This is a genomic window from Ralstonia sp. 1138, from assembly GCF_040544795.1.
GTDB lineage: Bacteria > Pseudomonadota > Gammaproteobacteria > Burkholderiales > Burkholderiaceae > Ralstonia > Ralstonia flatus.
Genome location: NZ_JBEPKQ010000003.1, coordinates 304,213 through 324,458 on the forward strand (window position 1 = coordinate 304,213; position 20,246 = coordinate 324,458).

Sequence of the window (20,246 nt, forward strand, 5' to 3'; positions counted from 1 at the left end):
GGCTTATGCGCTCGGCTTGCGCTTGAAGAACTTGGCGATGGCGGCGCCAAAGCCTGCCACCGCCAGGATCGCCACCTTGGCGAACTTCGCCAGGAAGGCGGCGATCACCGCGAACAGGCCCAGCTTCTTGGCGGCGATGCCACCGACCAGCGCGGCCAGGCCGTACTCGGCCACCTTGTCGGTCTTCGCGTTGAAATCGGTGTAGCGCTTGCCGTCTTTGAAATCGAGATCGGCGAGCAGCTTTTGCACGGCGGGCTTGTCGGCGTCGACGTGGTTGCGGCCGGTGATCAGGTTCAGGCTGATGTAGCCATCGCGGCCCAGTGCGTAGGTGTTGTAGTTGACCGCGCCGGGGTCATCAGCGGGCTGGCCCTTGGAGCGTGCAGCCATCGACCAGATCAGGCGGTGCGTGGCGGCGTCATAGTGCGGACGCTCGACCCAGCCCTGGATTTCCAGTGCGGGGATGCCGCGCTTCTCACGCTCTTCGTTGGCGGCAGCGGTGCCTTCCTTGAGCGATTTGTACAGGTCGTCGACGTTCCAGTCGCGGGCGTCGTCGTCCTTGATGTAGCCGGAGGCCTCGTACTTGGCGACGACCATCCATTCGTCATCGTCGCTGGTGGGCATGACCAGGCCGAGCATGTCGGGGTTGTTGCTGTTGCCCATGGCGTGCATGAGCTGTCCCGCGGCCGGCTGCGGAATGAAGACCTCGTCCTTGCCGATCTTGAGCGTGGCCTGGTCACGCAGTTCGATCGACGTGGGGCCGACCTTCGCAGCGGCCTTGGCGGCGGCCCAGGCTTGCTTCATTTCCTGTTGCCGATCGCTGGCCTGTTGCGCGTGGGCGGCCGTCGCGCCCGCCAAGCTCGTTGCGCCCAGCACCGCTGCGCAGGCGAGCGCGCCCGTGCAGGCGCGCAACGCGCCCTGAAACCCCTTTCCCATGGACTTCTCCCGAAGATGTTCTTGTGTGTTGATTGGCTCGATTCTTCTGACGCTTGGGCAGCCGCATCAGCGGTTTGCAAGCTGGGCCGAAGCATAGCGGGCGCAGGGAGCAGGGCTGTTAATGGGCGTTAATGAAGCCGTGTGGATTACGGTTGAAGGCCCATCTGCCGCAGCAGCGTCTGGTTGTCTTCCAGGTGCCAGTTTTCGGCGATCTTGCCGTCGGCAATGCGGTACAGGTCGAAAGCCTGGAAGTCGATCGGCTGGTTCTGCCCGTGCGTGCGGCCGAACTCGCCGGTGAAGTGTCCGCGAAAGCGCAGGTGAACCGAGACGCGGTCGCCGGCGACGACCATGTCTTCGATCTCCACGCGCATGTCCGGTACCGCCGTGCGGAACGCCTTGGACGCATCGAGTGGGCCTTGCGTACCCTGCACGCGCCCGGCGGGCAGTGTGCGGTCGACAAACGCAGGCGACAGCGCTTCCGTGGCATAGCGCGCATCGCCGGTATGCCAGAAGGTGGCGTAGCGGCGCGCAGCGAGCACGGCAGCCGCGGCCTGCGGCGTGTCCGCTGCGGCGACGTGGTCCGGGCGGATGAGGTCTGCATCGGACGTTGGCGCAGCCGCAGCGGCGGCAGGGGCAATTGCGAGCGCCATCGGCAGGGTGAGCGCGGCGGCGGCAAGCAGGGCGGGGCGGATGAACATGGTCAAACTCCGTTGGGGTGGCAATGCGCTGCACTGTAGATTTCCAATCGCAGACGATAAAGGGCCTGTGAGTCGATCTGGTTTCAATCCGGATTTGATGATCGATCGCCACGCCGCTCCTCGCCGCGAACGCAATCCAGCGCACGTGATAGTCGGTATCGCGCGCCGAGCTGCGTTCAAATGGTCCGCGCCGCGCCAGGTTTTTCTAGACTGGCCTCTCATCGAACAGACGCAAAACAACAAGGGAGGGGACGGTGGACCTGAGCCATATCCTGTCGCGCACGGAGCGCGGCACGCAGGAGCTGCAAACGCGCAGCGGGCACGTCACGCATCGGCAGCGGGCGATCCTGCTGCTGGTCAATGGCGAGCGCTGCGCGGCGGACATCCTGGCGCAGTTGAGCAGCGCCGGCCCCGATATCGAAGACCGCGCCGAAGACCTCGCGCGCCTGATTGCCGACGGCCATGTCGCAAGCCGCGCGCCCATCAAAACCGCGCCCAAGCCGCCCAAGCCGGTGTCGTCCACGCCGTTTGCGCCACGCCACGTGCGGCAGGCCTCGATTGCCGATTGGCGCCTAAGCCAGGCCGGCGCCTTCTCGGCGTTGCAGCGCTATCTCGCCGAAGGTCCGGAAGCGCCCATCGACTTTCTCAACGGCCTGGCCGCACCGCTGTACGCCGCGCTGACGACCTGCCGCAGCGAGGCATCCGCCCACGCCGTCGTCGCATTTCTGGAAACGCGACTGGACGAAGGCGCCGGAAATGTGACCGATGCGTCCTAGGTGTAAATACCGAATTCGCGATGATTTCCCGTTCAATGGGAATGTCGCGTTGATGGATTGAGAAAATCGTCGCATTCTCCGTTGCAACATCACTCGACGGAGTTTCGCGATGACCGAGCCGGGGTTGGCCCCTTCGCCAGCACAATCCGCTGCCGCCACGAGCGGATCGGACCGCGTGCTGATGGTGCTCGCCACCATCGCGCGCCACGGCCGCCCGGTTGCCGCGCGCGAGCTGGTCGAACTGACCGGCCTGCCGCAGAGCACGCTGTACCGCCAGGTGGCGATGCTCAAGCGCTGGGGCTTCGTGCTGGAATCGGCCGGCACCTATGCCCCGGGCCCGATCAGCCTGCAGCTCGCACTCGGTTTCGACCACGCCTCGCACCTCGTGCAGGAAGCGCGCATCGGCATGGCCAAGCTGGTGGCGGAGTCGGGCGAATCGGTGGGGCTTGTCGTGGCCGTAAAGGACCAGGCCGTCTGCCTGGAGATGGTCGAGAGCCAGCAGTCGCTGCGCTGCTCGTTCGAGAAAGGGCGCGGCGTGCCGCTGCTGGCCGGCGCCTCCGCCAAGTCGCTGCTCGCCTTCATGCCGCCCGCTGCGGCGCGCGCCATCCTCGCCGATCTGCTGGCCATCGATGCCGACACCCAGGCGCAACTGCAAGCTGAACTCTCCGACATTCGCGCCGCGGGCTATGCGCTGTCCGAAGGCGAGGTCGACCCCGGCGTCTGGGGCGTGAGCGTGCCGGTGTTCCGGCTGCCCGGCCACGCGCTCGGCTCCATCACGCTGATGGCGCCAGCAACGCGCGTGCGCGGCAAGGAGCAGCGCCTGATCGACATGACCGTTGCCGCGGCGGCGTCCATTTCCGCACGGCTGCAGGACCTTTGAATTTTCGATTTTTCCGATCTTTTTTCTCACCCCACACGCATCACACAAGGAGACCACTCATGGGGAATCGTCGTCGTTTCATGCATTCGATGCTGGCTTGTGCCGTGGCGTTGTCCGCTGCGGCGTCTTTCGCAACCGCCGCGCACGCTGCTGGGGAGCCGCTGCGCGTCGCCACCGACGCGACATTCGCGCCGATGGAGTTTGTCGAAAACGGCAAGCGCACCGGCTTTGATGTGGACCTGATCGAAGCGCTGGCCCGCACCATGGGCCGTCCGGTCGAATGGACGGACATCGACTTCAAGGGCCTCGTGCCGGGCCTGATCTCGCGCCGCTTCGATGTGGCCATCTCGGGCATCTACATCACGGAAGAGCGCAAGAAGGTGGTTGATTTCACGGTGCCGTACTACCACGGCGGCCTGGTCGCGATGGTCAAGCAAGGCAACACGGCCATCAAGACGCCGGCGGATCTGAACGGCAAGAAGGTCAGCGTGCAGGTCGGTACCAAGTCGGTCAACTACCTGAAGGAAAACTATCCGAAGGTCGAGCGCGTGGAAGTCGAAAAGAACGAGCAGATGTTCAACCTCGTCGAAATCGGCCGCGCCGATGCCGCCGTCACGGGTCGCCCCGCCGCCGCGTATTACGTCAAGGCGCGTCCGGGCCTGCGCCTGGTTGAGCCTGCGCTGACTACCGAGGAATACGGCATCGCCGTGCGCCGCGATCAGCCGGAACTGACCAAGGCGCTGAACGCCGCGCTGGAGAAGATCAAGGCCGACGGCACGTACGACCAGATCGTCAAGAAGTGGTTTGGCGCCGCTGCCAAGTAACGACCGACGGACACGCTGATGGAACTGGATTTCTCTCCTGTCTGGGCCGGTTGGACGGACATCCTGCACGGTGCGCTCGTCACGGTTGAGGTGACGGCCGCCGCGCTGGTGCTCGGCTGCGTGCTCGGCTTGCTGATCGGCATCGGGCGGCTGAACCCGCGCCGCCGATTCATCTACGGCATCTGCACGGTGTACGTGACGTTCATCCGTGGCACGCCGCTGCTGGTGCAACTCTTCCTGCTGTTCTTCGGGCTGCCGCAGTTCGACATCCTGCTGCCGGCGTTTGTGTGCGGCGTGCTGGGGCTGGGCGTGTATTCGGGCGCGTATGTGTCGGAAATCGTGCGCGGCGCGATCCAGTCGGTGGATCGTGGGCAGATGGAGGCGGCGCGCTCGATCGGCATGTCGTTGGCGCAGTCGATGCGCGCGATCATCCTGCCGCAGGCCGTGGTGCGGATGATTCCGCCGCTGGGCAACGAGTTCATCGCACTGATCAAGAACTCTGCGCTGGTGTCGCTGCTGACGATTCACGACCTGATGCACGAAGGGCAGAAGATCATCAGCGTGTCGTATCGCTCGCTGGAGGTGTACCTGGCGATTGCGCTGGTGTATCTGGTGCTGACGAGTGCCGCCAGCTATCTGCTGCACCGCCTTGAACGCAACATCCGTGCGGGAGGCATGGTGCAATGAACATGACGAATGCGAACCTGCAAACGCTCAAATCGGCGCTGGATGTGCCCATGATCCAGATCCGCGGCCTCACCAAATCGTATGGCGATCACACCGTGCTCAAGGGCATCGACTTTGATGTCGACGCCTCGCAGGTGGTGGTCGTCATCGGTCCCAGCGGCTCGGGCAAGAGCACGTTCCTGCGCTGCTGCAACGGGCTCGAAACAGCCGAAGGCGGCACCATCGACATCTGCGGCAAGCGCCTGATCGACAACGGCAAGCTGCTGCCCGACGGCGAGTTGAATCAGCTGCGGCAGCAGGTCGGCATGGTGTTCCAGTCGTTCAACCTGTTCCCGCATCTTTCGGTGCTGCACAACGTCACCGTTGGCCCGCGCATGCTGAGCGGCAAGTCGAAGCACGAAGCAGAGACGGAAGCGCGCGAGCTGCTGCAGAAAGTGGGCTTGGCACACAAGGCCGACGCGATGCCAGCAAGTCTGTCGGGCGGACAGAAGCAGCGCGTGGCCATTGCCCGCGCGCTGGCGATGCGGCCCAAGGTGATGCTGTTCGACGAGCCGACCTCCGCGCTTGATCCGGAACTCGTTGGCGAAGTACTGCAAGTGATGAAGCTGCTCGCCAAGGAAGGCATGACGATGCTGGTCGTCACGCACGAGATGGGTTTCGCACGCGAAGTGGCCGACGTGGTGGTGGTGATGGACGGCGGCGGCATCGTCGAAGCCGGGCCGCCGTCGGTCATCTTCGGCGAGCCCAAGGAAGCGCGCACGCGTTCGTTCCTGCAAGCGGTGCTGACACGCGCATGACGATGACTGAAGCTGCAACGTTCGATGCTTCCATCTGGCAGGGGCGTGACGACACCGGTGAACGCGGTGACGTGACGCGCCTGTTCCAGGTCGTGCAATCGGCTGATGCGACGACATTGTCCGGCGCGCCTGCGCTGCTCGGTTTTGCGTGCGATGCCGGCGTCGTGCGCAACCACGGCCGCGCCGGTGCTGCGCAGGGTCCGCGCGAAATCCGCCGTGCCTTGGCCAACGTGCCCGCGCATGGTCTGTCGGTGCTCGCGGACGCAGGCGATGTCACGTGTGACGACGGCGATCTGGAACGCGCGCAAGCGGCGCTTGGCAATAGCGTGTGCGCGCTGCTCGATGCCGGTGCGCGGCCGGTCGTGCTCGGCGGCGGCCACGAGGTGGCGTTCGGCACGTACCAGGGCCTGCGCCAGCATTGGCAGAAGCAAGGCTGGCGCGGGCGTCTTGCGGTCGTCAATTTCGATGCGCATTTCGACCTGCGCACGAGCCGGCCCGGCAACTCCGGCACGCCGTTCGACCAGATCGCCGAAGACTGTGCTGCACACGGTATCGACCTGACGTATTGCTGCCTCGGTGTCAGCCGTCTGTCGAACACGCCCGCGTTGTTCGACCGCGCCGACGCACTGCACGCGCACTACGTTGAGGACACCCACGTGCAGGAGCGGCACCTCGATGCGCGCATGGCCGATCTCGATGCATGGCTGGCTGATGCCGATCACGTCTACCTCACAATCGACATGGATGTGCTGGCCGCCGCCGTGGCGCCTGGCGTGTCCGCGCCTGCGGCCTACGGCATCACGCTGCCGGTGCTCGAAGCTCTCGTGCAGCATGTCTGCGCCACTGGCAAGGTGCGCGTGGCGGACATCGCCGAAACCAACCCCGAATACGACCAGGATCGCCGCACCGTGCGTGTGGCGGCGCGTCTGGCGTATCACTTGTTGCGCCGTTCATGAAACTGATTTCTGCAGATGCAATGCGCCGCATGCCGTGGAAGAACGGCGGTGGTGTGACGACCGAAATCGCCATCGCGCCGGCTGGCGCCACGCTCGACAATTTCGACTGGCGCGTCAGCACGGCGCAGGTGGATGCGGCTGGGCCGTTCTCGCGTTTTGCCGGCATGGACCGTTCGCTGGCGGTGATTGCGGGCGGCCGGCTGACGATGCATCGCCCCGATGCCGAGGCGGTGACGCTGGCACCCGGCGAAGCGCCCGCGCGCTTTCCCGGTGAAGCCGATGTGCATGCCACGCTGGATGCACCGCTGTCGGATTTCAACGTGATGACGCGGCGCGACGCCTGGGCGCATCATGCTGAGGCCATCGCGCTGGCGGCCGGTGAGCGTCGTTCACTGCCGCGCTTGCATGCGGGCATGCAATGGCTGGTGTATTGCGTGCACGGCGTGTTGTCGATCGGCGCTGACGATGTTCCGCAGGGCGCCGCGGCTTGGCTCGATACAGAGGGCGATGCCGATACGGTTGTCGCGCGTGTCGGTTCGGTCGGTTACGTAGTGGCCCTGTGGCCGGTCGGCTGACGTTGCGCCAGATCAAACGCGCCAAAAGAAAAGGGACCCCGTAGGGTCCCTTGCAAGTCTCCCGGCCAGGCACGCATGCCGGGCTCGGCAGAAGACTCTTACTTCTTCTTGTTCACGGCGTCCTTGAAGCCCTTGCCAGCCGTGAACTTCACGGTCTTGGTTGCCGGGATCTTGATGGCTTCGCCGGTGCGCGGGTTGCGGCCGGTGCGTGCTGCACGCTTGCCCGACGAGAACGAACCGAAGCCAACCAGCGTGATGGTGCCGCCCTTGGCGACGGTCTTCTTGATGTTTTCCAGCGCGGAGTTCAGCGCGCGCTCGGCGGCGGCGTTGCTCAGTTCAGCGTCTTTCGCAATGGCGGCTACGAGTTCGGATTTGGTCGTCATGTCAGTTCCCCACTTCAGGTTTGTTGGACAGCGTTGTACTGCGACCCGTTTTATATCACCGTTGCGAAGGGTTGCACATCCCCTAACTGCAAGGGTTTGCGGGTCGTTGCTTGCAGCCGACACTTGCCCCGTATGGGTTTGCGGGCGGGCATCCGGGAAACACCTGATATCGACACGGTTTGTTTGCATTTCCGCCAGCGTTCTTTACGTGACGAACGCACCGAAAGCGCGCAGGCGGCACGGCAAAGAACCGGTTCGCCGGACGCCGTACACTGTGTTCCAGCACCTGTGCCAACTTCATGGAGAACATCATGTCGAGTGCGCAAATGCCTGTCGGACAAGGCTTCGCGGCCAGCGGCGAAGCGCCGGAGCAGCCGCGCGGGCCGTCCGTTCTGGTGGCCGGCGCCAACGGACTGGTGGGCCGTGCGGTGGTGCGTCGGCTCGTCGCGCAGCCTTGGGCTGGCAGCGTGACGGCCCTTGTGCGCCGGCGCGGGGCCTTGACAGCGGGGCACGCGGCGCCCGGTCGATTGCGCGAATGCGTGGTCGACTTCGATCGCCTGGACGCCCCTGAAACGCAGCCTGTGTTTGCCGCCGATATCGTCATCTGCGCGCTCGGCACGACCATCCGGCAGGCCGGTTCCCAGGCGGCATTCCGGCGCGTTGATGTCGAGTATCCGGTGGAACTGGCGCGGCGCGCGTTTGCCGCTGGCGCGCATCATTTTCTGCTGGTGAGTGCGTTGGGCGCCGATGCGCGCTCGCGCGTTTTCTACAACCGCTGCAAGGGCGAGGTGGAGGCAGAAATCCTGTCGATCGGCTTTCCGTCGGTGACGGTGGTGCGGCCTTCGCTGCTGCTGGGCACACGCGCAGAATTCCGGCCCGGTGAACGCGTTGCGCAAGGCGTGTCGCGTGCAATCGGATGGATGGTGCCCCGGACGTGGCGGCCGGTGTCGGCGGAATCGGTGGCAGCTGCGCTCGTCACGGCAGCGCGGGTGGATGCGCCCGGTGTTCGGGTGCTGGAGAACGCGGCATTGCTGGCCGCAGAAGACGAACGGCCGGTGGGGTGATCCACCGGCCGTTGTTCGAGCTTATTTCGCCTGACTCTATTTCATTCAGGCGATTATTTTTCGATCGGCTTGCCCGTGCGGTCATGCATCAGCGACAGCGCAAACACGCTGATGATGGCAGCGGCCATCACGTAGTACGACGGTGCGAGCTTGCTGCCGGAACTCGCAATCAACCACGTGACGATCAGCGGGGCAAAACCGCCGAAGATCGTGACCGCCAGGTTGTACGAGATCGACAGGCCGGTGGAGCGCACCGCCGTCGGGAACTGCTCGGCCAGCACGGCGGGGGCCGGGCCCGTGAACGCCGCCAGCAACACACCCAGGATCACCTGCACCTGCAGCAGCGTCTGTACCGTCGGATGGACGTTGAGCCAGTGGAAGAGCGGATACGCTGCAGCTGCGATGACGAGCGCCACCGTGCCCAGCATGCGCTTGCGGCCGATGCGATCGGACAGCGTGCCCATGAGCGGGCACAGCACGAAGATGATCGCGCCGCACAGCGCCGTCGACTGGAACGTCGCGCCCAGCGGCAGACCCAGTTGCTGCTTCGCATACGTCGGCATGTAGAACACCAGCGTGTACGTGCAGACCGTCCAGAGAATCGTCACGCCGAGGCCGCCGAGCACTTCGCGCGGATGATCGCGCAGCACTTGCGACAGCGGTGCCAGGCGCGATTCCTTCGCGGCCTTCGCCTTCTGCGCTTCAAAGGCGGGCGGCTCGTGCAGGTGCGAGCGGATGTACATGCCCACCGGCCCGATCAGCAGACCGAACAGGAACGGAATGCGCCAGCCCCACGCATCGATCTGTTCCGGCGACAAACCGTTCGTGACGATCGCGCCCATGGCGGCACCCAGGATGAACGAGATGCCCTGGCTTGCCTGCTGCCAGCTCGCGAAATAGCCGCGCCGTTCGTCCGGTGAATACTCGATCAGGAACGCCGTGGCGCCCCCGACTTCACCGCCGGCCGAGAAGCCCTGGATGAGTCGTGCGATCACGATCAGGATGGGCGCGCCGATACCGATTTGCGCGTACGTCGGTGCAAGGCCGATGATGGCCGTGCCGATCGCCATCAGCATGATGGTGAGCGTGAGCGCAGCCTTGCGGCCGACGCGGTCGGCGTAGATGCCGAGCACGACGGCGCCCACCGGACGCATGAAGAAACCCACGCCGAACGTGGCGACCGTCAGCATGAACGAGGTGAAGTCATTGCCGGTGGGGAAGAACAGCTTGGCGATGATGACGGCGAAAAAGCTGTAGACCGTAAAGTCGAACCATTCGAGGCCGTTGCCGATGGTGGCGGCGATGATGGCCTTGCGTCGGGTGGCCGCAGAGATGGCCGGTGCGGGTGCCCGATCGCCTTGAGTCGGCGCTGCCGTGGCTTGCATGGATGTGTCCTCCAGTGTTTATGGGCATCGCCTGCCTCGATCTCTCCCCAGCGCGGGCGGCGAAGCGGTCATGGTAAGTGATCCGGCAGCGATTCGCTGCTGCGGTATGCGAAGTCCTTGGAATTGAACCGGCCAAACACTGTCGAACGCATATCCACATGCATCCAACGGAGCACATCATGGACCGCGCATCGCAACCTGGCCGCCGTGCCGCCATCCTGCCGGGCGCGCTGGTCGCGTGCGCGGTGGTCCTGCTAGGCGGCTGCGTGGTCGCGCCGTATTACGACGCCTACGGCAATCCGATCGCCCCGACAGCCGTGGCGCCTGCGCCGGTGGCGGCGTATCCGTCCTATCCGTACGATCCTTATTACTACTACGGGCCGGCCTACTACCCAGCACCGGTTTACCCGGCGCCGGTGTTCGGCAGCGTGTGGATCGGCGGGGGCGGGTGCTGGGGCTGCCATCGCGGCTGGGGCGGCCGCGGGTGGGGCGGGCGCGGCTGGGGACATGGCGGAGGCTGGGGGCACCGTCATTGAATCGTCATCGTCGACGTGACGAAGACGCCCATCTGGAGCCGATGAACGCCAGTTCCGCCGCCAGTTCAATACGCGTGATTGCGTAACGGAATCTGTTGCATCGCGACATACAATCCTTCGCTCTTAAAAGAAAAGCATACGAGGAGATTGTCGATGTCCGTCATCATCGTGCTGGCTGCGCTGGCATTCCTGATGTTCGCCGCGTATCGCGGCTACAGCGTCATCCTGTTTGCACCACTGGCCGCCCTGGGCGCGGTGCTGCTGACCGATCCATCGGCCGTGGCGCCGGTGTTCTCCGGCATCTTCATGGAGAAGATGGTCGGCTTCGTCAAACTGTATTTCCCCGTGTTCCTGCTGGGTGCCGTGTTCGGCAAGGTGATCGAGCTGTCGGGCTTTTCGCGCTCGATCGTCGCGTCGGTCATCCGTGTGGTGGGGGCCAAGCGGGCGATGCTTTCCATCGTGCTGGTGTGTGCGCTGCTGACGTACGGCGGTGTGTCGCTGTTCGTGGTGGTGTTTGCGGTGTACCCGTTCGCGGCGGAGATGTTCCGCCAGGGCAATATCCCCAAGCGCCTCATCCCGGGCACCATCGCGCTGGGCGCGTTTTCGTTCACGATGGATTCGCTGCCCGGCACGCCGCAGATCCAGAACATCATCCCGACCACGTTTTTCCACACCACGTCGTGGGCGGCGCCGTGGCTGGGTACCATCGGCGCGCTGTTCATCATCGTGGTGGGCATGGCGTACCTGGAATGGCGCCGCCGCGTCGCGCTGCGCAATGGCCACGGTTATGATCACGGCCTCACGAAGCTGGTGAACGAGCCCGAGACGGCCGAGACCGGCGTGCTCGCGCATCCGCTCGTCGCGCTGTCGCCGCTGGTGCTCGTGGGCGTGATGAACCTGTTGTTCACGCGCTGGATTCCGACGTGGTACGGCAAGGTCGTGACCGTTGCATTGCCGGGCCTGCCCAAGCCGCTCACCGTTGAAGCCGACAAGCTGACCGCGATCTGGGCCGTGGAGGCCGCGCTGTTGATCGGCATCATCGTGGTGCTCGTGTTTGGCTTCCGCGCTGTCAAGGACCGTTTTGCCGAAGGCAGCAAGGCGGCGGTGTCTGGCGCGCTGCTGGCCGCGATGAACACCGCGTCGGAATACGGTTTCGGTGGCGTGATTGCCGCGTTGCCGGGTTTCCTGGTGCTGGCCGATGGCCTGCGCGCGATTCCGAATCCACTGGTCAATGAGGCGGTCACGGTGAGCACGCTTGCAGGCATCACCGGTTCCGCCTCGGGCGGCATGAGCATTGCACTGGCGGCAATGGCCGATCAGTTCGTGCAGGCAGCGCAGGCGACGGGCATTCCGATGGAGGTGCTGCACCGTGTGGCGGCGATGGCCTCGGGCGGCATGGACACGCTGCCGCACAATGGCGCCGTGATTACGCTGCTGGCCGTCACCGGCCTGACGCACCGCGAGGCGTATCGCGATGTGTTCTGCGTGACGATCATCAAGACGCTGGCGGTGTTCTTCGTGATTGCCGTGTTCTACGCCACCGGCATCGTCTGACACAGGCATTGCCGCAATGAAAAAGCCGACGCGCAAACGTCGGCTTTTTTCATGGGCAGGTTGCGGTTATTGGCCGCTGCCGGCGGCGTCGGAGCGACGCTCGCGGCAGACGCGCTGGGCTTCACCCACCAGCGAGTCGCACTGGCTGGCGCGACGCGACCAGAATGCGCGGTCCGATGACGACTCCGCCGTCGCCGTACCTTTCCCCTTGCCGTGGCGGTGCGTGACGTGCTTGTCGACCCACTTGTCGGTCTTCACGTGCGCGCGGTGGACTTTCTGCTTGAGCGTGCCGGGCGTGGCTTCCGGCTGCGCGCCGGTCGCGTTGTTGTGATAGCCGGGGTTGGCAGCCGCATCGGCATTGCGCTGAACCTGGGTGCGCGGGCCTTCCATCTGGCTGTCGACACCCGTCACTGCGCTGTGATCCTTCTGCTGGGCCTGCGCGGGCGCCGCGCCGATCCACGCACAGGCGGCCACGGCGATCGCTGCGGCCAGACTCGACATCTTGCGTGCTTGCATGCTCGTTCTCCTTGTTGTGAAACAGGGTCGCCTTCATGGCACGCATGCCGCGTGCCACGGGGTGCATCCCGAACGTCACAATAGGAAAGGGTCAGCCCGGCAGACAGTAGGCGCAGACTGAACCGCCTGTCGGACAAACGCTGTCAAGCCGTCATCGGACGCCGCATTCAGGCACGCATGAACAGCCAGACCGTCAGGATGATCCCGACGATGACGACGAAGCCGCGCAGCACTTTTTCCGGCAGCCGGTGCAGCAGCCATGCGCCGGCAAATCCGCCCGCGATGCCGCCAATGCCCAGTGCCACCACGGCCGCCCAGTTCACCTGCGGCGAGAATGCAAACACCGCCACGGCCGATGCATTCATCGTCATGGCGAGCACGTTCTTGGTCGCGCCCGCCATGCGCACCTGCTGGCCGGCCACCGTTAGCGCGGCGAGCATCAGGAAGCCGATGCCGCCACCGAAGTAGCCGCCGTAAATCGCAATCGCAAATTGAGCGGTCGCCAGCGCGGCGGTCGACATGCCCGATGCCGCATGCAGCGGTTTGCGGCGGAAGCTGCCCCACGCAAACACGCTCGTCGCAAACAGCACGAGATACGGCACCAGCTTGGCGAAGAACGACGGCGGTGTCGCCAGCAGCAACAGCGCGCCCAGCACGCCGCCCACCAGGCTGATGACGATGAGCTGCTTGAGCGAGAGGTGATGCTCGCCGGCATCGACGCCGCCGGCCAGTTTGCGCCCGGCAATCGACGAGGTGATCTGGCTGGGGAACAGCGCGATCGTCGAGGTCATGTTGGCGCCCAGCGGGTTGAGCCCCGCCAGCAGCAAGGCCGGAAACGTGATGAACGATCCGCCGCCCGCGAGGGCATTCTGGGCGCCGGCATAAACGCCGGCCGCCGCGACGAGCAGGGCGGTGGAAAACGGGAGCGTGGTCATAGGCGAGGCGTGCTGCGCGGCTGGAATGACCGCGATGTTAATGGAACTGGAACGCCCGCGCGCGTGCTCGCTAGTGCTGCACGTTGCTGCTGCCGTGTCGGCGCAGCCACCATTCGGCCACCTCGAACGCGGCCTGCACCAGCAGCGCCAGCACCGCTGCGGGGATGGCGCCCGCAAGCAGCGTTGCGCTGTCGTTCAGCGCGAGCCCCGTGGCGATGCGCTCGCCATAGCCGCCGGCGCCGATGAACGCGGCAATGGTCGCTGTGCCGACGCTGATGACTGCGGCGGTTTTGACGCCGGCCAGGATGACCGGCAGCGCCAGCGGCAGATCGACCACGCGCGTGCGTTGCGACGGCGTGAACCCCAGCGCCAACGCCGCATCGCGCAGGCCGTCGGGCACCTGCTCCAGCCCGACGATCGTGTTGCGCACGATGGGCAGCAGCGCATAGACCGCCAGCGCAATCAGCGCCGGCACTACGCCAATCGACCCGACGATGGGGATAAGCATTGCCAGCAGCGCCAGCGACGGAATCGTCTGCAACACGCCCACCACCGCAAGAATCGGCTGCTTGATCCGGCGGCGCGCGGCCATCAGGCCCAGCGGCACGCCCAGCAGCACGGCAACGCCGGTGGAGATGCCGACCAGCATGAGATGCCGCTGCGTGAGCCGCCCCAGGCCGTCCGTCAGCCGGCTGAAGAACGCGCGCGCCGGGGTGGCTGCCGGCACATCGCCGTGCCCGGCGAGAAACTGCCGCGCCGCTTGCGAGAACGACTGGCCTTCGAGTTCGACCGCGGCATTCATCGCCACCATGTCGTCGCGCTGGATGCGTCCGGCGAGTGTGTTGATCGCCTGCCATTGCGCCGGATGCCGCTGCGCAACGTCGGCGCGATACAGCAGCACGGCGTCGTAGCGCGGAAAGACGTGTGCAGGGTCGTCGAGCACCCGCAGGTGTTCGCGGCGGATCTTCGCGTCGGTGGAGTAGATGTCGATCACGTCGACCTGATTGGCGCGCAGGGCGTCGTAGGCAACGCCGTGGTCGAGGCCAGTGGGGCGCTGCGGCAGTTTGTAGTGCTGCGCAATCGCCGGCCAGCCATCGGCACGGCCGAGAAATTCGTGCGACAGGCCAAGCCGCAGCGTCGGATGCGTGGCAAGGTCGGCCAGCGTGCGGAGCTGTTCGCGCTCGGCATCGGCGTCGCGCATGGCCAGCGCGTAGGTGTCTTCAAAGCCGAGCGGCACGCCGGCCGCCAGGCCCATCGGCGCGAGGCCGCGGTTGACGTCGGCCAGCAGCGCGGCTTGATCGGGATTGGCCGCCTGCTCGGCGGGCAGGTGCAGGATTTCAGCGGCGATGGTGCCGAGGTAATCCGGGTAGACGTCGATGCTGCCGTTTTTGAGCGCGGCAAAGACGATGGCAGTGTTGCCCAGGCCCGGTACGTGTTCGACAGGGCCGCGCGGGTTTGCCGTCTGCGTGAGGATTTCGCCCAGCACGTACGACTCGGTGAAGCGTTTGGAGCCGATCCGCAAGGGTTGTTCGGCGAAGGCCGACGCGCTGCACGCCAGCCAGCCCAGCGCAAGCCATGCCAGCAGGCGCCGGAGAAAGGGATGACGGATCAGTCGCCGTGTATCCAAAGTTCGTTGAGGTCGGTCAGGCCCCAGTCGCGGGGTTCTTCTCGCGAGACGATCTGGTCGCCGGTGTGCGCCAGGTCGATGAGTTCGGGCGCAATCCGCGTGCCCGACGATATCGAGAAGAATACCTTGACCGTGGGCGTGAGCAATGCGCCCGGCGCATGCTGCATGACCACCGCCAGCCGGCCCGAGCGCAGCCGCACCAGCGAGCCCACCGGATAGATGCCCACGCTCTTGACGAAGGCGTTGAACACCATCGGGTCGAAATGGTTGCCGCGCCATTCGACCATGCGCTGCACGGCGTAGGCGGCTTCCCACGCTTTCTTGTATGGACGGTCGGACGTGACCGCGTCGTATACGTCGCAGATGGCGCCCATGCGCGCAAACAGCGAGATGCCTTCGCCGGCAAGCTTGTGCGGATAGCCGGTGCCGTCCATGCGCTCGTGATGATGCAGGCAGACGTCGAGCGCGATGTCGCGCATGCCGCGGTCGCCGGCCAAGATGTCGTGCCCTGCCTGCGGGTGGACGATCACGTGGCGGAATTCAGCGTCGGTCAGGGCGCCTGGCTTGTTCAACACCTCGGGCGGAATCGCGATCTTGCCGATGTCGTGCAGCAGCCCGGCAAGACCGGCGTCGCGCACTTCGTCATCGGACAGCCCCAGTTGACGGCCCAGCGACACCATCAGCGCGCATACCGCCACGGAATGCAGAAACGTGTAGCGGTCTTTCGCTTTCAGGCGCACCAGGCTTGTCAGCGCGCTCGGGTGGCGGTCGACGGAGCCTGAAATGGCTTCCACCAAGGGCAATGCGTCGCGCGCTTCGATCGTGCGGCCCATGCGCGCATCGGCAAACATGGCCTGCACGGCCACCTCGGCTTTGCAGATGAGGCGAGCGGCATGGCGCATTTCTTCCGCATGCGTGATGGCGCGGGGCGCAATGCTGGCGTCGGCCGAACAGGCGGGCGGCGCCGGCATTTCCGGGGCGGGGGGTGCCGCGTTGGCGGCGGCCACGTCGGTGCCGCGCGTGGTGTCGATCCACACCTCGCGCACGCCGCTGGCACGCAGGCGTTGCAATTGGGCAGCATCTTCCACGCGAAAGCGGGCCCGCCAGAACGGGTGTTCCAGCCAGGAGCCGACGAATTCGTCGAGGTACATGCCCACCCGCAGGTGTTCGATAGCGATGCGCTTGCGCATGTTGATGTTCAGAGATCGGCCGTGGCGGGGCGCGTTATGGCGCAACGGGTCCAGGGGAAGGCTACCCGCCAACGAATGCATTCTCTTCTATCGGACGTGCGGCCGCGGCCTTGAGGGGGAAAAGTCCGGGCTCGCCATGTGAACGCTGCGGGTGTAGGCGAAAAAAAAGCGGCCACAAAGGCCGCTTCAGTAAGCCGGTACCGGCGCCAACGCGGGCTCCGGCATCGGGGAGGGAGAGTGATACAGGATGATACGGACAGCCGATCGACGACTTATTGGCCGTCGCTGAACGGGTCAGCCTTGCCGACCAGGGCGCCATCGGTGTACGGATCGGCCTTGCGCAGGGCGCCATCGGTGTACGGGTCAGCCTTGCGCACAGCGCCGTCGGTGTAGACGTCTGCCTTGCGGGCGCCATCGGTGTACGGATCCGCCTTGGTCACGGCTTGGCCGTTGGTGTACGGGTCTTTGTTTTGCACGCCGGCAGCGAAGGCGGGAACAGCGGCAACAGCGATCAGCGAGGCGAGAATCAGGTTCTTGGTCTTCATGATGGACTCCACAACAAGGGGGTGAGCATTGCCGCAGGGCAGTTTCGCTGCGGTGCGGTAACGCGATGGCATAAGCTTAGTCGTTGCTTGAACAGTAAAAAAGCAGTTCTATTAAACTCTTTGTTCAAAAAATAAGAACAATTGTGGCGCTTCGAGCACCGCAATCCGCACATAAGTCATTGAATTGACATGGAAATGTGAGATGCGGGATAACCCTTAATGCGAAGGTCTGACGGCGCACGAAGCAAAAAATTCCTGCCTCCTCGCGGCGGGATTGTTGCGATGCATTACAGCCATGGGGATTCCCCTCCCCTCAGGGGGCCGTGCAGCGGCTAAACATTCGGCGTGGATGGTCGTTGATGCAGGTACGGGCGGCGTTTTCCGCCCCTTGCAGCAGGAAGGTCACCATGTCCATCACCACCGCTTCCATCGCCCGTTTCGAAATTGACGGCGTCGCTTATCAGGCGAGGCTGTTTGCCATGCCGTTTCACGTGCCGGAAAACGGCCGCGTGCGCGCGCATGCGATCGGGCGTCCGGACATGCCGTTCAGCGGTGTGCACGTGCTGGCCGGGTGGCTGAAAGAGCGCGTGTTGCCCGAGGGCGTGGGCCTGGTGATGGCAGATCGCCTGTTCTCGCACGGCGCGGTGGAGCAGTGGTCGGGCGCCGACGGCGCGCGCGCAGCCAAGGTGCTGTCGCAGGTGGCACTTGGCAGCAAGAGCAGCCATCGCCTGTGGCGCAACACCGTGGCGGGTGGTTTCCGCGACGAGACGGCGTTCTTCCTGGGCGCTGCCTTTGTGCAGACCGACGCCGCCGTCGACGACATCCGCCTGCTGGGCGACCTGATTCCGGCGGCCGAATGGTCCAGCGTGGCCGATGCCGCCTCGACGATGATGGGCCTGCACCTGTATCGCCCCGACGAGCCCGAAACGCTGGTCAACTGCGCGCTGCTGGCGCCGTCCTGGACGGAAGCCGCCGTGGAGCGCGCCGACGGCTATCGAGCGCTGACGCTGCTGCATTCCTTTACCGAAGACGACGAGGTCATCCACGTCGACATCGAACTGCTGCCGCCGGGTCAGGTGGTGCTGCAGGTGGAGTCGTGCTCGACGCGTTTTTCTGCGCGCTTCGACCCGGCGCTCCTGGGCCGCGACATGACCGATGCATTGCTGCGCGACGCGCTGGCCCTGCAACACGGCGATCGGAGCAGCCTCCACTAAGCTTGCCGGCGGCTTTCGCCGGAGCGCTGCACGGCACGTACTTCCACGGCATCATCTCGTCTTTCGATTTTCGAAGCGCTGCCGCCCCGACGGGCGCGCAGCGCATTCGCATGCCTGCCTTTGCCGTCATCCTCTTTACGCTGACGCTCGATGCCATGGGCGTCGGGCTGATCCTGCCCATCCTGCCGAGCCTGCTGCGCGAGCTGGATCACACGGGCGACATCGCATTCGAATTCGGCCTGCTGATCGCGGCGTACGCGGCGATGCAGTTTGTCTTTGCGCCGATCCTGGGCGCGCTGGCGGACCGTTACGGGCGCCGGCCGGTGCTGCTGGTGTCGCTGGCGGGCGCGGCAGTCGACTACCTCGTCATGGCGCTGTCGCCGCACGCGTGGGTGCTGTACGTCGGTCGCGTGGTGGCAGGCATCACGGGTGCCAACTATGCGGTGGCGACGGCATACATCGCCGACATCACCGCGCCGGCCGACCGCGCGCGCCGTTACGGGCTGATGAACGCGTGCTTCGGCCTCGGGTTCATCGCCGGGCCGGCCTTGGGCGGGCTGCTGGGCGACTGGTGGCTGCGTGCGCCGTTCCTGCTGGCGGCGGCGCTCAACGGCGTCAACTTTCTGGTGGCTTGCTTCGCGCTGCCGGAGTCGCGCCGCGCTGAACGGGCGCCGTTTGCATGGCGTGCGCTGCTGCCGGTGCAATCGCTGCGTCGCTTGGCGCGTGTACCGACGCTGTTGCCGTTGCTGGCCGTGCTGGCCATCATCGAAATCGTCGGGCAGATTCCGCAAACGCTGTGGGTCATTCACGGCGAAGCGCACTTCGGTTGGGACACGCGCGCCGCCGGCTTGTCACTGGCGGCTTACGGGCTGATGCATGCGCTGGCGCAGGCATTCCTGACCGGGCCGATTGCCCGTGCGCTGGGTGAGCGCCGCGCCGTTGTGGCGAGCGTGATGATGGATGTCTCAGGCTTTGCGGCGATGGCGTGGATCAGCGCCGGCTGGATGGTCTATCCGACCATGGTGCTGCTGTGCATGGCCGAGATCGGCATGCCTGCGCTGCAGGCGATGCTCTCGCGCCACGTGAGCGAGCATGAGCAGGGCGAATTGCAGGGCGCGCTGGCCAGCCTTGCCAGCGTGGCCGCCATGATCGGGCCGCTGGCGGCCACAGCGTTTTATGCGCTGACGGCGCCGGTGTGGTCCGGCGCGGTCTGGTTGATGGGCGCGCTGCTGAACGGCGTGTGCCTCATGGTGTTGATGGGCGGCGCAGCCAGGCGCGCCGCACGGACATAGCGCCGCTTACTTGGCCGGAGCATTCCACGGATACGCCAGCCACGCATCAAAGCGCTTGGCGAACTCACCGCTCTCTGCGGTCTGCCGCAGCCACTGGTCGACGAAGTTCTTAAACACGACGTCGCGCGGCAGCAGGTAGGCCTTCTCGGAGAAATCGAACGGCGCCTCCGGATGCACGGCGCACAGTTCCGGGTGCAGCTTCTGCTGCAGCTTCGTTTCCACCGCGTCGGTCATCATGAGGTCTGCGCGGCCGGCGACGATCTCATTGAAGATCGTCACGTTGTCCGGATACACACGAATCTGCGCCTGCTTCAGATGCTCGCGCGCGAATTTCTCGTTGGTGCCGCCCGGGTTGACCACGGCACGCACATTCGGCTGGTCGATCTGCGCCAGCGTCTGATACTTCGACTGGTTCTCGCAGCGCGTGATCGGCGTCTTGCCGTCGCGCTGATACGGGATCGAATAGAACGCCTTTTTCTGCCGCTCCAGCGTGACCGACACCCCGCTCATGGCAATGTCGTAGCGGTCGGCCGCGAAGTCCTGCATCAGCGTCGACCACGTGGTCGGCACGATTTCCAGCTTCACGCCGAGTGCCTTGGCAAGGCGTTCGCCCATCTCGACGTCCAGGCCGATGAAGCGGCCGTCTGCGGGGTTCTTGTAGGTAAAGGGCTTGTAGTCGCCGGTGGTGCCGACGCGCAGTGTGCCGCGCGCGATGATTTCGTCGAGACGGTTGGCCGCCGGGTTGGCGGACGTGGTTTGCGCCAAGGCGGGTGCCGCGGCGCAGGCACACAGCAGCAGGGCGCTGGTGCGGATGAAACGGTTGAACATGGAATCCCCTCCAGAGAAATCAAAAGGCGCGGCCGCCCGGTCACCCGGGCC

The 20,246-nt window shown here is 65.3% G+C and carries 22 protein-coding genes; 12 read left to right on the forward strand and 10 right to left on the reverse strand.

Annotated elements, in window-relative coordinates; translation table 11 throughout:
• Nucleotides 1–3: 3 nt before the first annotated feature.
• Together ABIC76_RS14280 and ABIC76_RS14285 are read right to left on the reverse strand one after the other, a co-directional pair.
• Nucleotides 4–933, reverse strand: a complete 930-nt coding sequence (locus ABIC76_RS14280; protein WP_354534370.1) for a DUF2167 domain-containing protein — start codon at nucleotides 931–933, stop codon at nucleotides 4–6.
• A 146-nt stretch (nucleotides 934–1,079) separates the two neighbouring features.
• Nucleotides 1,080–1,631 carry an ester cyclase gene (locus ABIC76_RS14285; protein WP_102066695.1) on the reverse strand — a complete coding sequence of 184 codons (552 nt, stop codon included), beginning with the start codon at nucleotides 1,629–1,631 and terminating at the stop codon, nucleotides 1,080–1,082.
• A gap of 254 nt (nucleotides 1,632–1,885) precedes the next feature.
• On the opposite strand from ABIC76_RS14285, the gene ABIC76_RS14290 reads away from it, so the two are divergent.
• The 7 genes from ABIC76_RS14290 (at nucleotide 1,886) to ABIC76_RS14320 (ending at nucleotide 7,126) form a co-directional block, all read left to right on the forward strand.
• On the forward strand, nucleotides 1,886–2,407 hold the full coding sequence (locus tag ABIC76_RS14290) for a hypothetical protein (protein ID WP_354534371.1): 522 nt from the start codon (nucleotides 1,886–1,888) through the stop codon (nucleotides 2,405–2,407).
• A gap of 109 nt (nucleotides 2,408–2,516) precedes the next feature.
• Entirely contained in the window at nucleotides 2,517–3,287 is a 771-nt protein-coding gene (locus ABIC76_RS14295; RefSeq protein ID WP_316864517.1) for an IclR family transcriptional regulator, read from the forward strand.
• A gap of 59 nt (nucleotides 3,288–3,346) precedes the next feature.
• Nucleotides 3,347–4,111 carry a glutamine ABC transporter substrate-binding protein gene (locus ABIC76_RS14300; RefSeq protein ID WP_102066692.1) on the forward strand — a complete coding sequence of 255 codons (765 nt, stop codon included), beginning with the start codon at nucleotides 3,347–3,349 and terminating at the stop codon, nucleotides 4,109–4,111.
• 18 nt (nucleotides 4,112–4,129) lie between these two features.
• Nucleotides 4,130–4,798 carry an amino acid ABC transporter permease gene (locus tag ABIC76_RS14305; protein ID WP_354534372.1) on the forward strand — a complete coding sequence of 223 codons (669 nt, stop codon included), beginning with the start codon at nucleotides 4,130–4,132 and terminating at the stop codon, nucleotides 4,796–4,798.
• The gene (locus ABIC76_RS14310) at nucleotides 4,795–5,595 is read left to right on the forward strand and encodes an amino acid ABC transporter ATP-binding protein (RefSeq protein WP_102066690.1); all 801 of its coding nucleotides are present in this window, start codon (nucleotides 4,795–4,797) and stop codon (nucleotides 5,593–5,595) included. Before ABIC76_RS14305 ends, ABIC76_RS14310 begins: the two co-directional genes overlap by 4 nt.
• Entirely contained in the window at nucleotides 5,592–6,551 is a 960-nt protein-coding gene (gene hutG, locus ABIC76_RS14315; RefSeq protein WP_354534373.1) for a formimidoylglutamase, read from the forward strand. Before ABIC76_RS14310 ends, hutG begins: the two co-directional genes overlap by 4 nt.
• Entirely contained in the window at nucleotides 6,548–7,126 is a 579-nt protein-coding gene (locus tag ABIC76_RS14320) for a HutD/Ves family protein (RefSeq protein WP_354534374.1), read from the forward strand. Before hutG ends, ABIC76_RS14320 begins: the two co-directional genes overlap by 4 nt.
• A 98-nt stretch (nucleotides 7,127–7,224) precedes the next feature.
• Here ABIC76_RS14320 and ABIC76_RS14325 read toward each other — a convergent pair whose 3' ends face one another.
• A complete protein-coding gene (locus ABIC76_RS14325; protein WP_003272088.1) occupies nucleotides 7,225–7,509 on the reverse strand; it encodes an HU family DNA-binding protein in 285 nt (94 codons plus the stop codon).
• A gap of 311 nt (nucleotides 7,510–7,820) precedes the next feature.
• Between ABIC76_RS14325 and ABIC76_RS14330 the strand changes: the two genes are divergently transcribed.
• The gene (locus tag ABIC76_RS14330) at nucleotides 7,821–8,573 is read left to right on the forward strand and encodes an oxidoreductase (protein ID WP_354534375.1); all 753 of its coding nucleotides are present in this window, start codon (nucleotides 7,821–7,823) and stop codon (nucleotides 8,571–8,573) included.
• Nucleotides 8,574–8,626: 53 nt separating this feature from the next.
• On the opposite strand, the gene ABIC76_RS14335 is transcribed toward ABIC76_RS14330, so the two are convergent.
• A complete protein-coding gene (locus ABIC76_RS14335) occupies nucleotides 8,627–9,958 on the reverse strand; it encodes an MFS transporter (RefSeq protein WP_102066687.1) in 1,332 nt (443 codons plus the stop codon).
• Nucleotides 9,959–10,137: 179 nt separating this feature from the next.
• Here ABIC76_RS14335 and ABIC76_RS14340 point away from each other — a divergent pair, with 179 nt between their 5' ends.
• Both ABIC76_RS14340 and ABIC76_RS14345 read left to right on the forward strand, forming a co-directional pair.
• On the forward strand, nucleotides 10,138–10,494 hold the full coding sequence (locus tag ABIC76_RS14340) for a hypothetical protein (RefSeq protein WP_354534376.1): 357 nt from the start codon (nucleotides 10,138–10,140) through the stop codon (nucleotides 10,492–10,494).
• A 153-nt stretch (nucleotides 10,495–10,647) separates the two neighbouring features.
• A complete protein-coding gene (locus tag ABIC76_RS14345) occupies nucleotides 10,648–12,048 on the forward strand; it encodes a GntP family permease (RefSeq protein ID WP_027680686.1) in 1,401 nt (466 codons plus the stop codon).
• Between the two features lie 66 nt (nucleotides 12,049–12,114).
• Here the strand turns inward: ABIC76_RS14345 and ABIC76_RS14350 are convergent, their stop codons facing one another.
• The 5 genes from ABIC76_RS14350 to ABIC76_RS14370 form a co-directional block, all read right to left on the reverse strand.
• Complete coding sequence (locus ABIC76_RS14350) at nucleotides 12,115–12,564, reverse strand: hypothetical protein (RefSeq protein ID WP_354534377.1); 450 nt, start codon at nucleotides 12,562–12,564, stop codon at nucleotides 12,115–12,117.
• Between the two features lie 167 nt (nucleotides 12,565–12,731).
• Nucleotides 12,732–13,499: a sulfite exporter TauE/SafE family protein gene (locus tag ABIC76_RS14355; protein ID WP_354534378.1), complete on the reverse strand. Its 768-nt coding sequence runs from the start codon at nucleotides 13,497–13,499 to the stop codon at nucleotides 12,732–12,734.
• A gap of 70 nt (nucleotides 13,500–13,569) precedes the next feature.
• Nucleotides 13,570–15,126, reverse strand: a complete 1,557-nt coding sequence (locus ABIC76_RS14360) for an ABC transporter permease/substrate-binding protein (RefSeq protein ID WP_354534379.1) — start codon at nucleotides 15,124–15,126, stop codon at nucleotides 13,570–13,572.
• On the reverse strand, nucleotides 15,108–16,316 hold the full coding sequence (locus ABIC76_RS14365; RefSeq protein WP_354534380.1) for a cyclic di-GMP phosphodiesterase: 1,209 nt from the start codon (nucleotides 16,314–16,316) through the stop codon (nucleotides 15,108–15,110). Before ABIC76_RS14365 ends, ABIC76_RS14360 begins: the two co-directional genes overlap by 19 nt.
• A 272-nt stretch (nucleotides 16,317–16,588) precedes the next feature.
• Nucleotides 16,589–16,861, reverse strand: coding sequence for a hypothetical protein (locus ABIC76_RS14370; RefSeq protein WP_004631860.1), 273 nt, complete (start codon nucleotides 16,859–16,861; stop codon nucleotides 16,589–16,591).
• 407 nt (nucleotides 16,862–17,268) lie between these two features.
• Here ABIC76_RS14370 and ABIC76_RS14375 point away from each other — a divergent pair, with 407 nt between their 5' ends.
• Together ABIC76_RS14375 and tet are read left to right on the forward strand one after the other, a co-directional pair.
• The gene (locus tag ABIC76_RS14375) at nucleotides 17,269–18,075 is read left to right on the forward strand and encodes a hypothetical protein (protein ID WP_027680691.1); all 807 of its coding nucleotides are present in this window, start codon (nucleotides 17,269–17,271) and stop codon (nucleotides 18,073–18,075) included.
• A 104-nt stretch (nucleotides 18,076–18,179) separates the two neighbouring features.
• Nucleotides 18,180–19,367, forward strand: coding sequence for a Tet(A)/Tet(B)/Tet(C) family tetracycline efflux MFS transporter (gene tet, locus ABIC76_RS14380; RefSeq protein ID WP_502947863.1), 1,188 nt, complete (start codon nucleotides 18,180–18,182; stop codon nucleotides 19,365–19,367).
• A 6-nt stretch (nucleotides 19,368–19,373) separates the two neighbouring features.
• On the opposite strand, the gene ABIC76_RS14385 is transcribed toward tet, so the two are convergent.
• Complete coding sequence (locus ABIC76_RS14385; RefSeq protein WP_354534381.1) at nucleotides 19,374–20,195, reverse strand: transporter substrate-binding domain-containing protein; 822 nt, start codon at nucleotides 20,193–20,195, stop codon at nucleotides 19,374–19,376.
• Nucleotides 20,196–20,246: the final 51 nt, after the last annotated feature.

What these genes read in the sequence shown, in the direction of transcription:
- ABIC76_RS14280 (WP_354534370.1), bottom strand. Translation starts at nt 933, where the DNA reads ATGGGAAAGGGGTTTCAGGGCGCGTTGCGCGCCTGCACGGGCGCGCTC.
- ABIC76_RS14285 (WP_102066695.1), bottom strand. Translation starts at nt 1,631, where the DNA reads ATGTTCATCCGCCCCGCCCTGCTTGCCGCCGCCGCGCTCACCCTGCCG.
- ABIC76_RS14295 (WP_316864517.1), top strand. Translation starts at nt 2,517, where the DNA reads ATGACCGAGCCGGGGTTGGCCCCTTCGCCAGCACAATCCGCTGCCGCC.
- ABIC76_RS14300 (WP_102066692.1), top strand. Translation starts at nt 3,347, where the DNA reads ATGGGGAATCGTCGTCGTTTCATGCATTCGATGCTGGCTTGTGCCGTG.
- ABIC76_RS14305 (WP_354534372.1), top strand. Translation starts at nt 4,130, where the DNA reads ATGGAACTGGATTTCTCTCCTGTCTGGGCCGGTTGGACGGACATCCTG.
- ABIC76_RS14310 (WP_102066690.1), top strand. Translation starts at nt 4,795, where the DNA reads ATGAACATGACGAATGCGAACCTGCAAACGCTCAAATCGGCGCTGGAT.
- hutG (WP_354534373.1), top strand. Translation starts at nt 5,592, where the DNA reads ATGACGATGACTGAAGCTGCAACGTTCGATGCTTCCATCTGGCAGGGG.
- ABIC76_RS14320 (WP_354534374.1), top strand. Translation starts at nt 6,548, where the DNA reads ATGAAACTGATTTCTGCAGATGCAATGCGCCGCATGCCGTGGAAGAAC.
- ABIC76_RS14325 (WP_003272088.1), bottom strand. Translation starts at nt 7,509, where the DNA reads ATGACGACCAAATCCGAACTCGTAGCCGCCATTGCGAAAGACGCTGAA.
- ABIC76_RS14330 (WP_354534375.1), top strand. Translation starts at nt 7,821, where the DNA reads ATGTCGAGTGCGCAAATGCCTGTCGGACAAGGCTTCGCGGCCAGCGGC.
- ABIC76_RS14335 (WP_102066687.1), bottom strand. Translation starts at nt 9,958, where the DNA reads ATGCAAGCCACGGCAGCGCCGACTCAAGGCGATCGGGCACCCGCACCG.
- ABIC76_RS14340 (WP_354534376.1), top strand. Translation starts at nt 10,138, where the DNA reads ATGGACCGCGCATCGCAACCTGGCCGCCGTGCCGCCATCCTGCCGGGC.
- ABIC76_RS14345 (WP_027680686.1), top strand. Translation starts at nt 10,648, where the DNA reads ATGTCCGTCATCATCGTGCTGGCTGCGCTGGCATTCCTGATGTTCGCC.
- ABIC76_RS14350 (WP_354534377.1), bottom strand. Translation starts at nt 12,564, where the DNA reads ATGCAAGCACGCAAGATGTCGAGTCTGGCCGCAGCGATCGCCGTGGCC.
- ABIC76_RS14355 (WP_354534378.1), bottom strand. Translation starts at nt 13,499, where the DNA reads ATGACCACGCTCCCGTTTTCCACCGCCCTGCTCGTCGCGGCGGCCGGC.
- ABIC76_RS14365 (WP_354534380.1), bottom strand. Translation starts at nt 16,316, where the DNA reads ATGCGCAAGCGCATCGCTATCGAACACCTGCGGGTGGGCATGTACCTC.
- ABIC76_RS14370 (WP_004631860.1), bottom strand. Translation starts at nt 16,861, where the DNA reads ATGAAGACCAAGAACCTGATTCTCGCCTCGCTGATCGCTGTTGCCGCT.
- ABIC76_RS14375 (WP_027680691.1), top strand. Translation starts at nt 17,269, where the DNA reads ATGTCCATCACCACCGCTTCCATCGCCCGTTTCGAAATTGACGGCGTC.
- ABIC76_RS14385 (WP_354534381.1), bottom strand. Translation starts at nt 20,195, where the DNA reads ATGTTCAACCGTTTCATCCGCACCAGCGCCCTGCTGCTGTGTGCCTGC.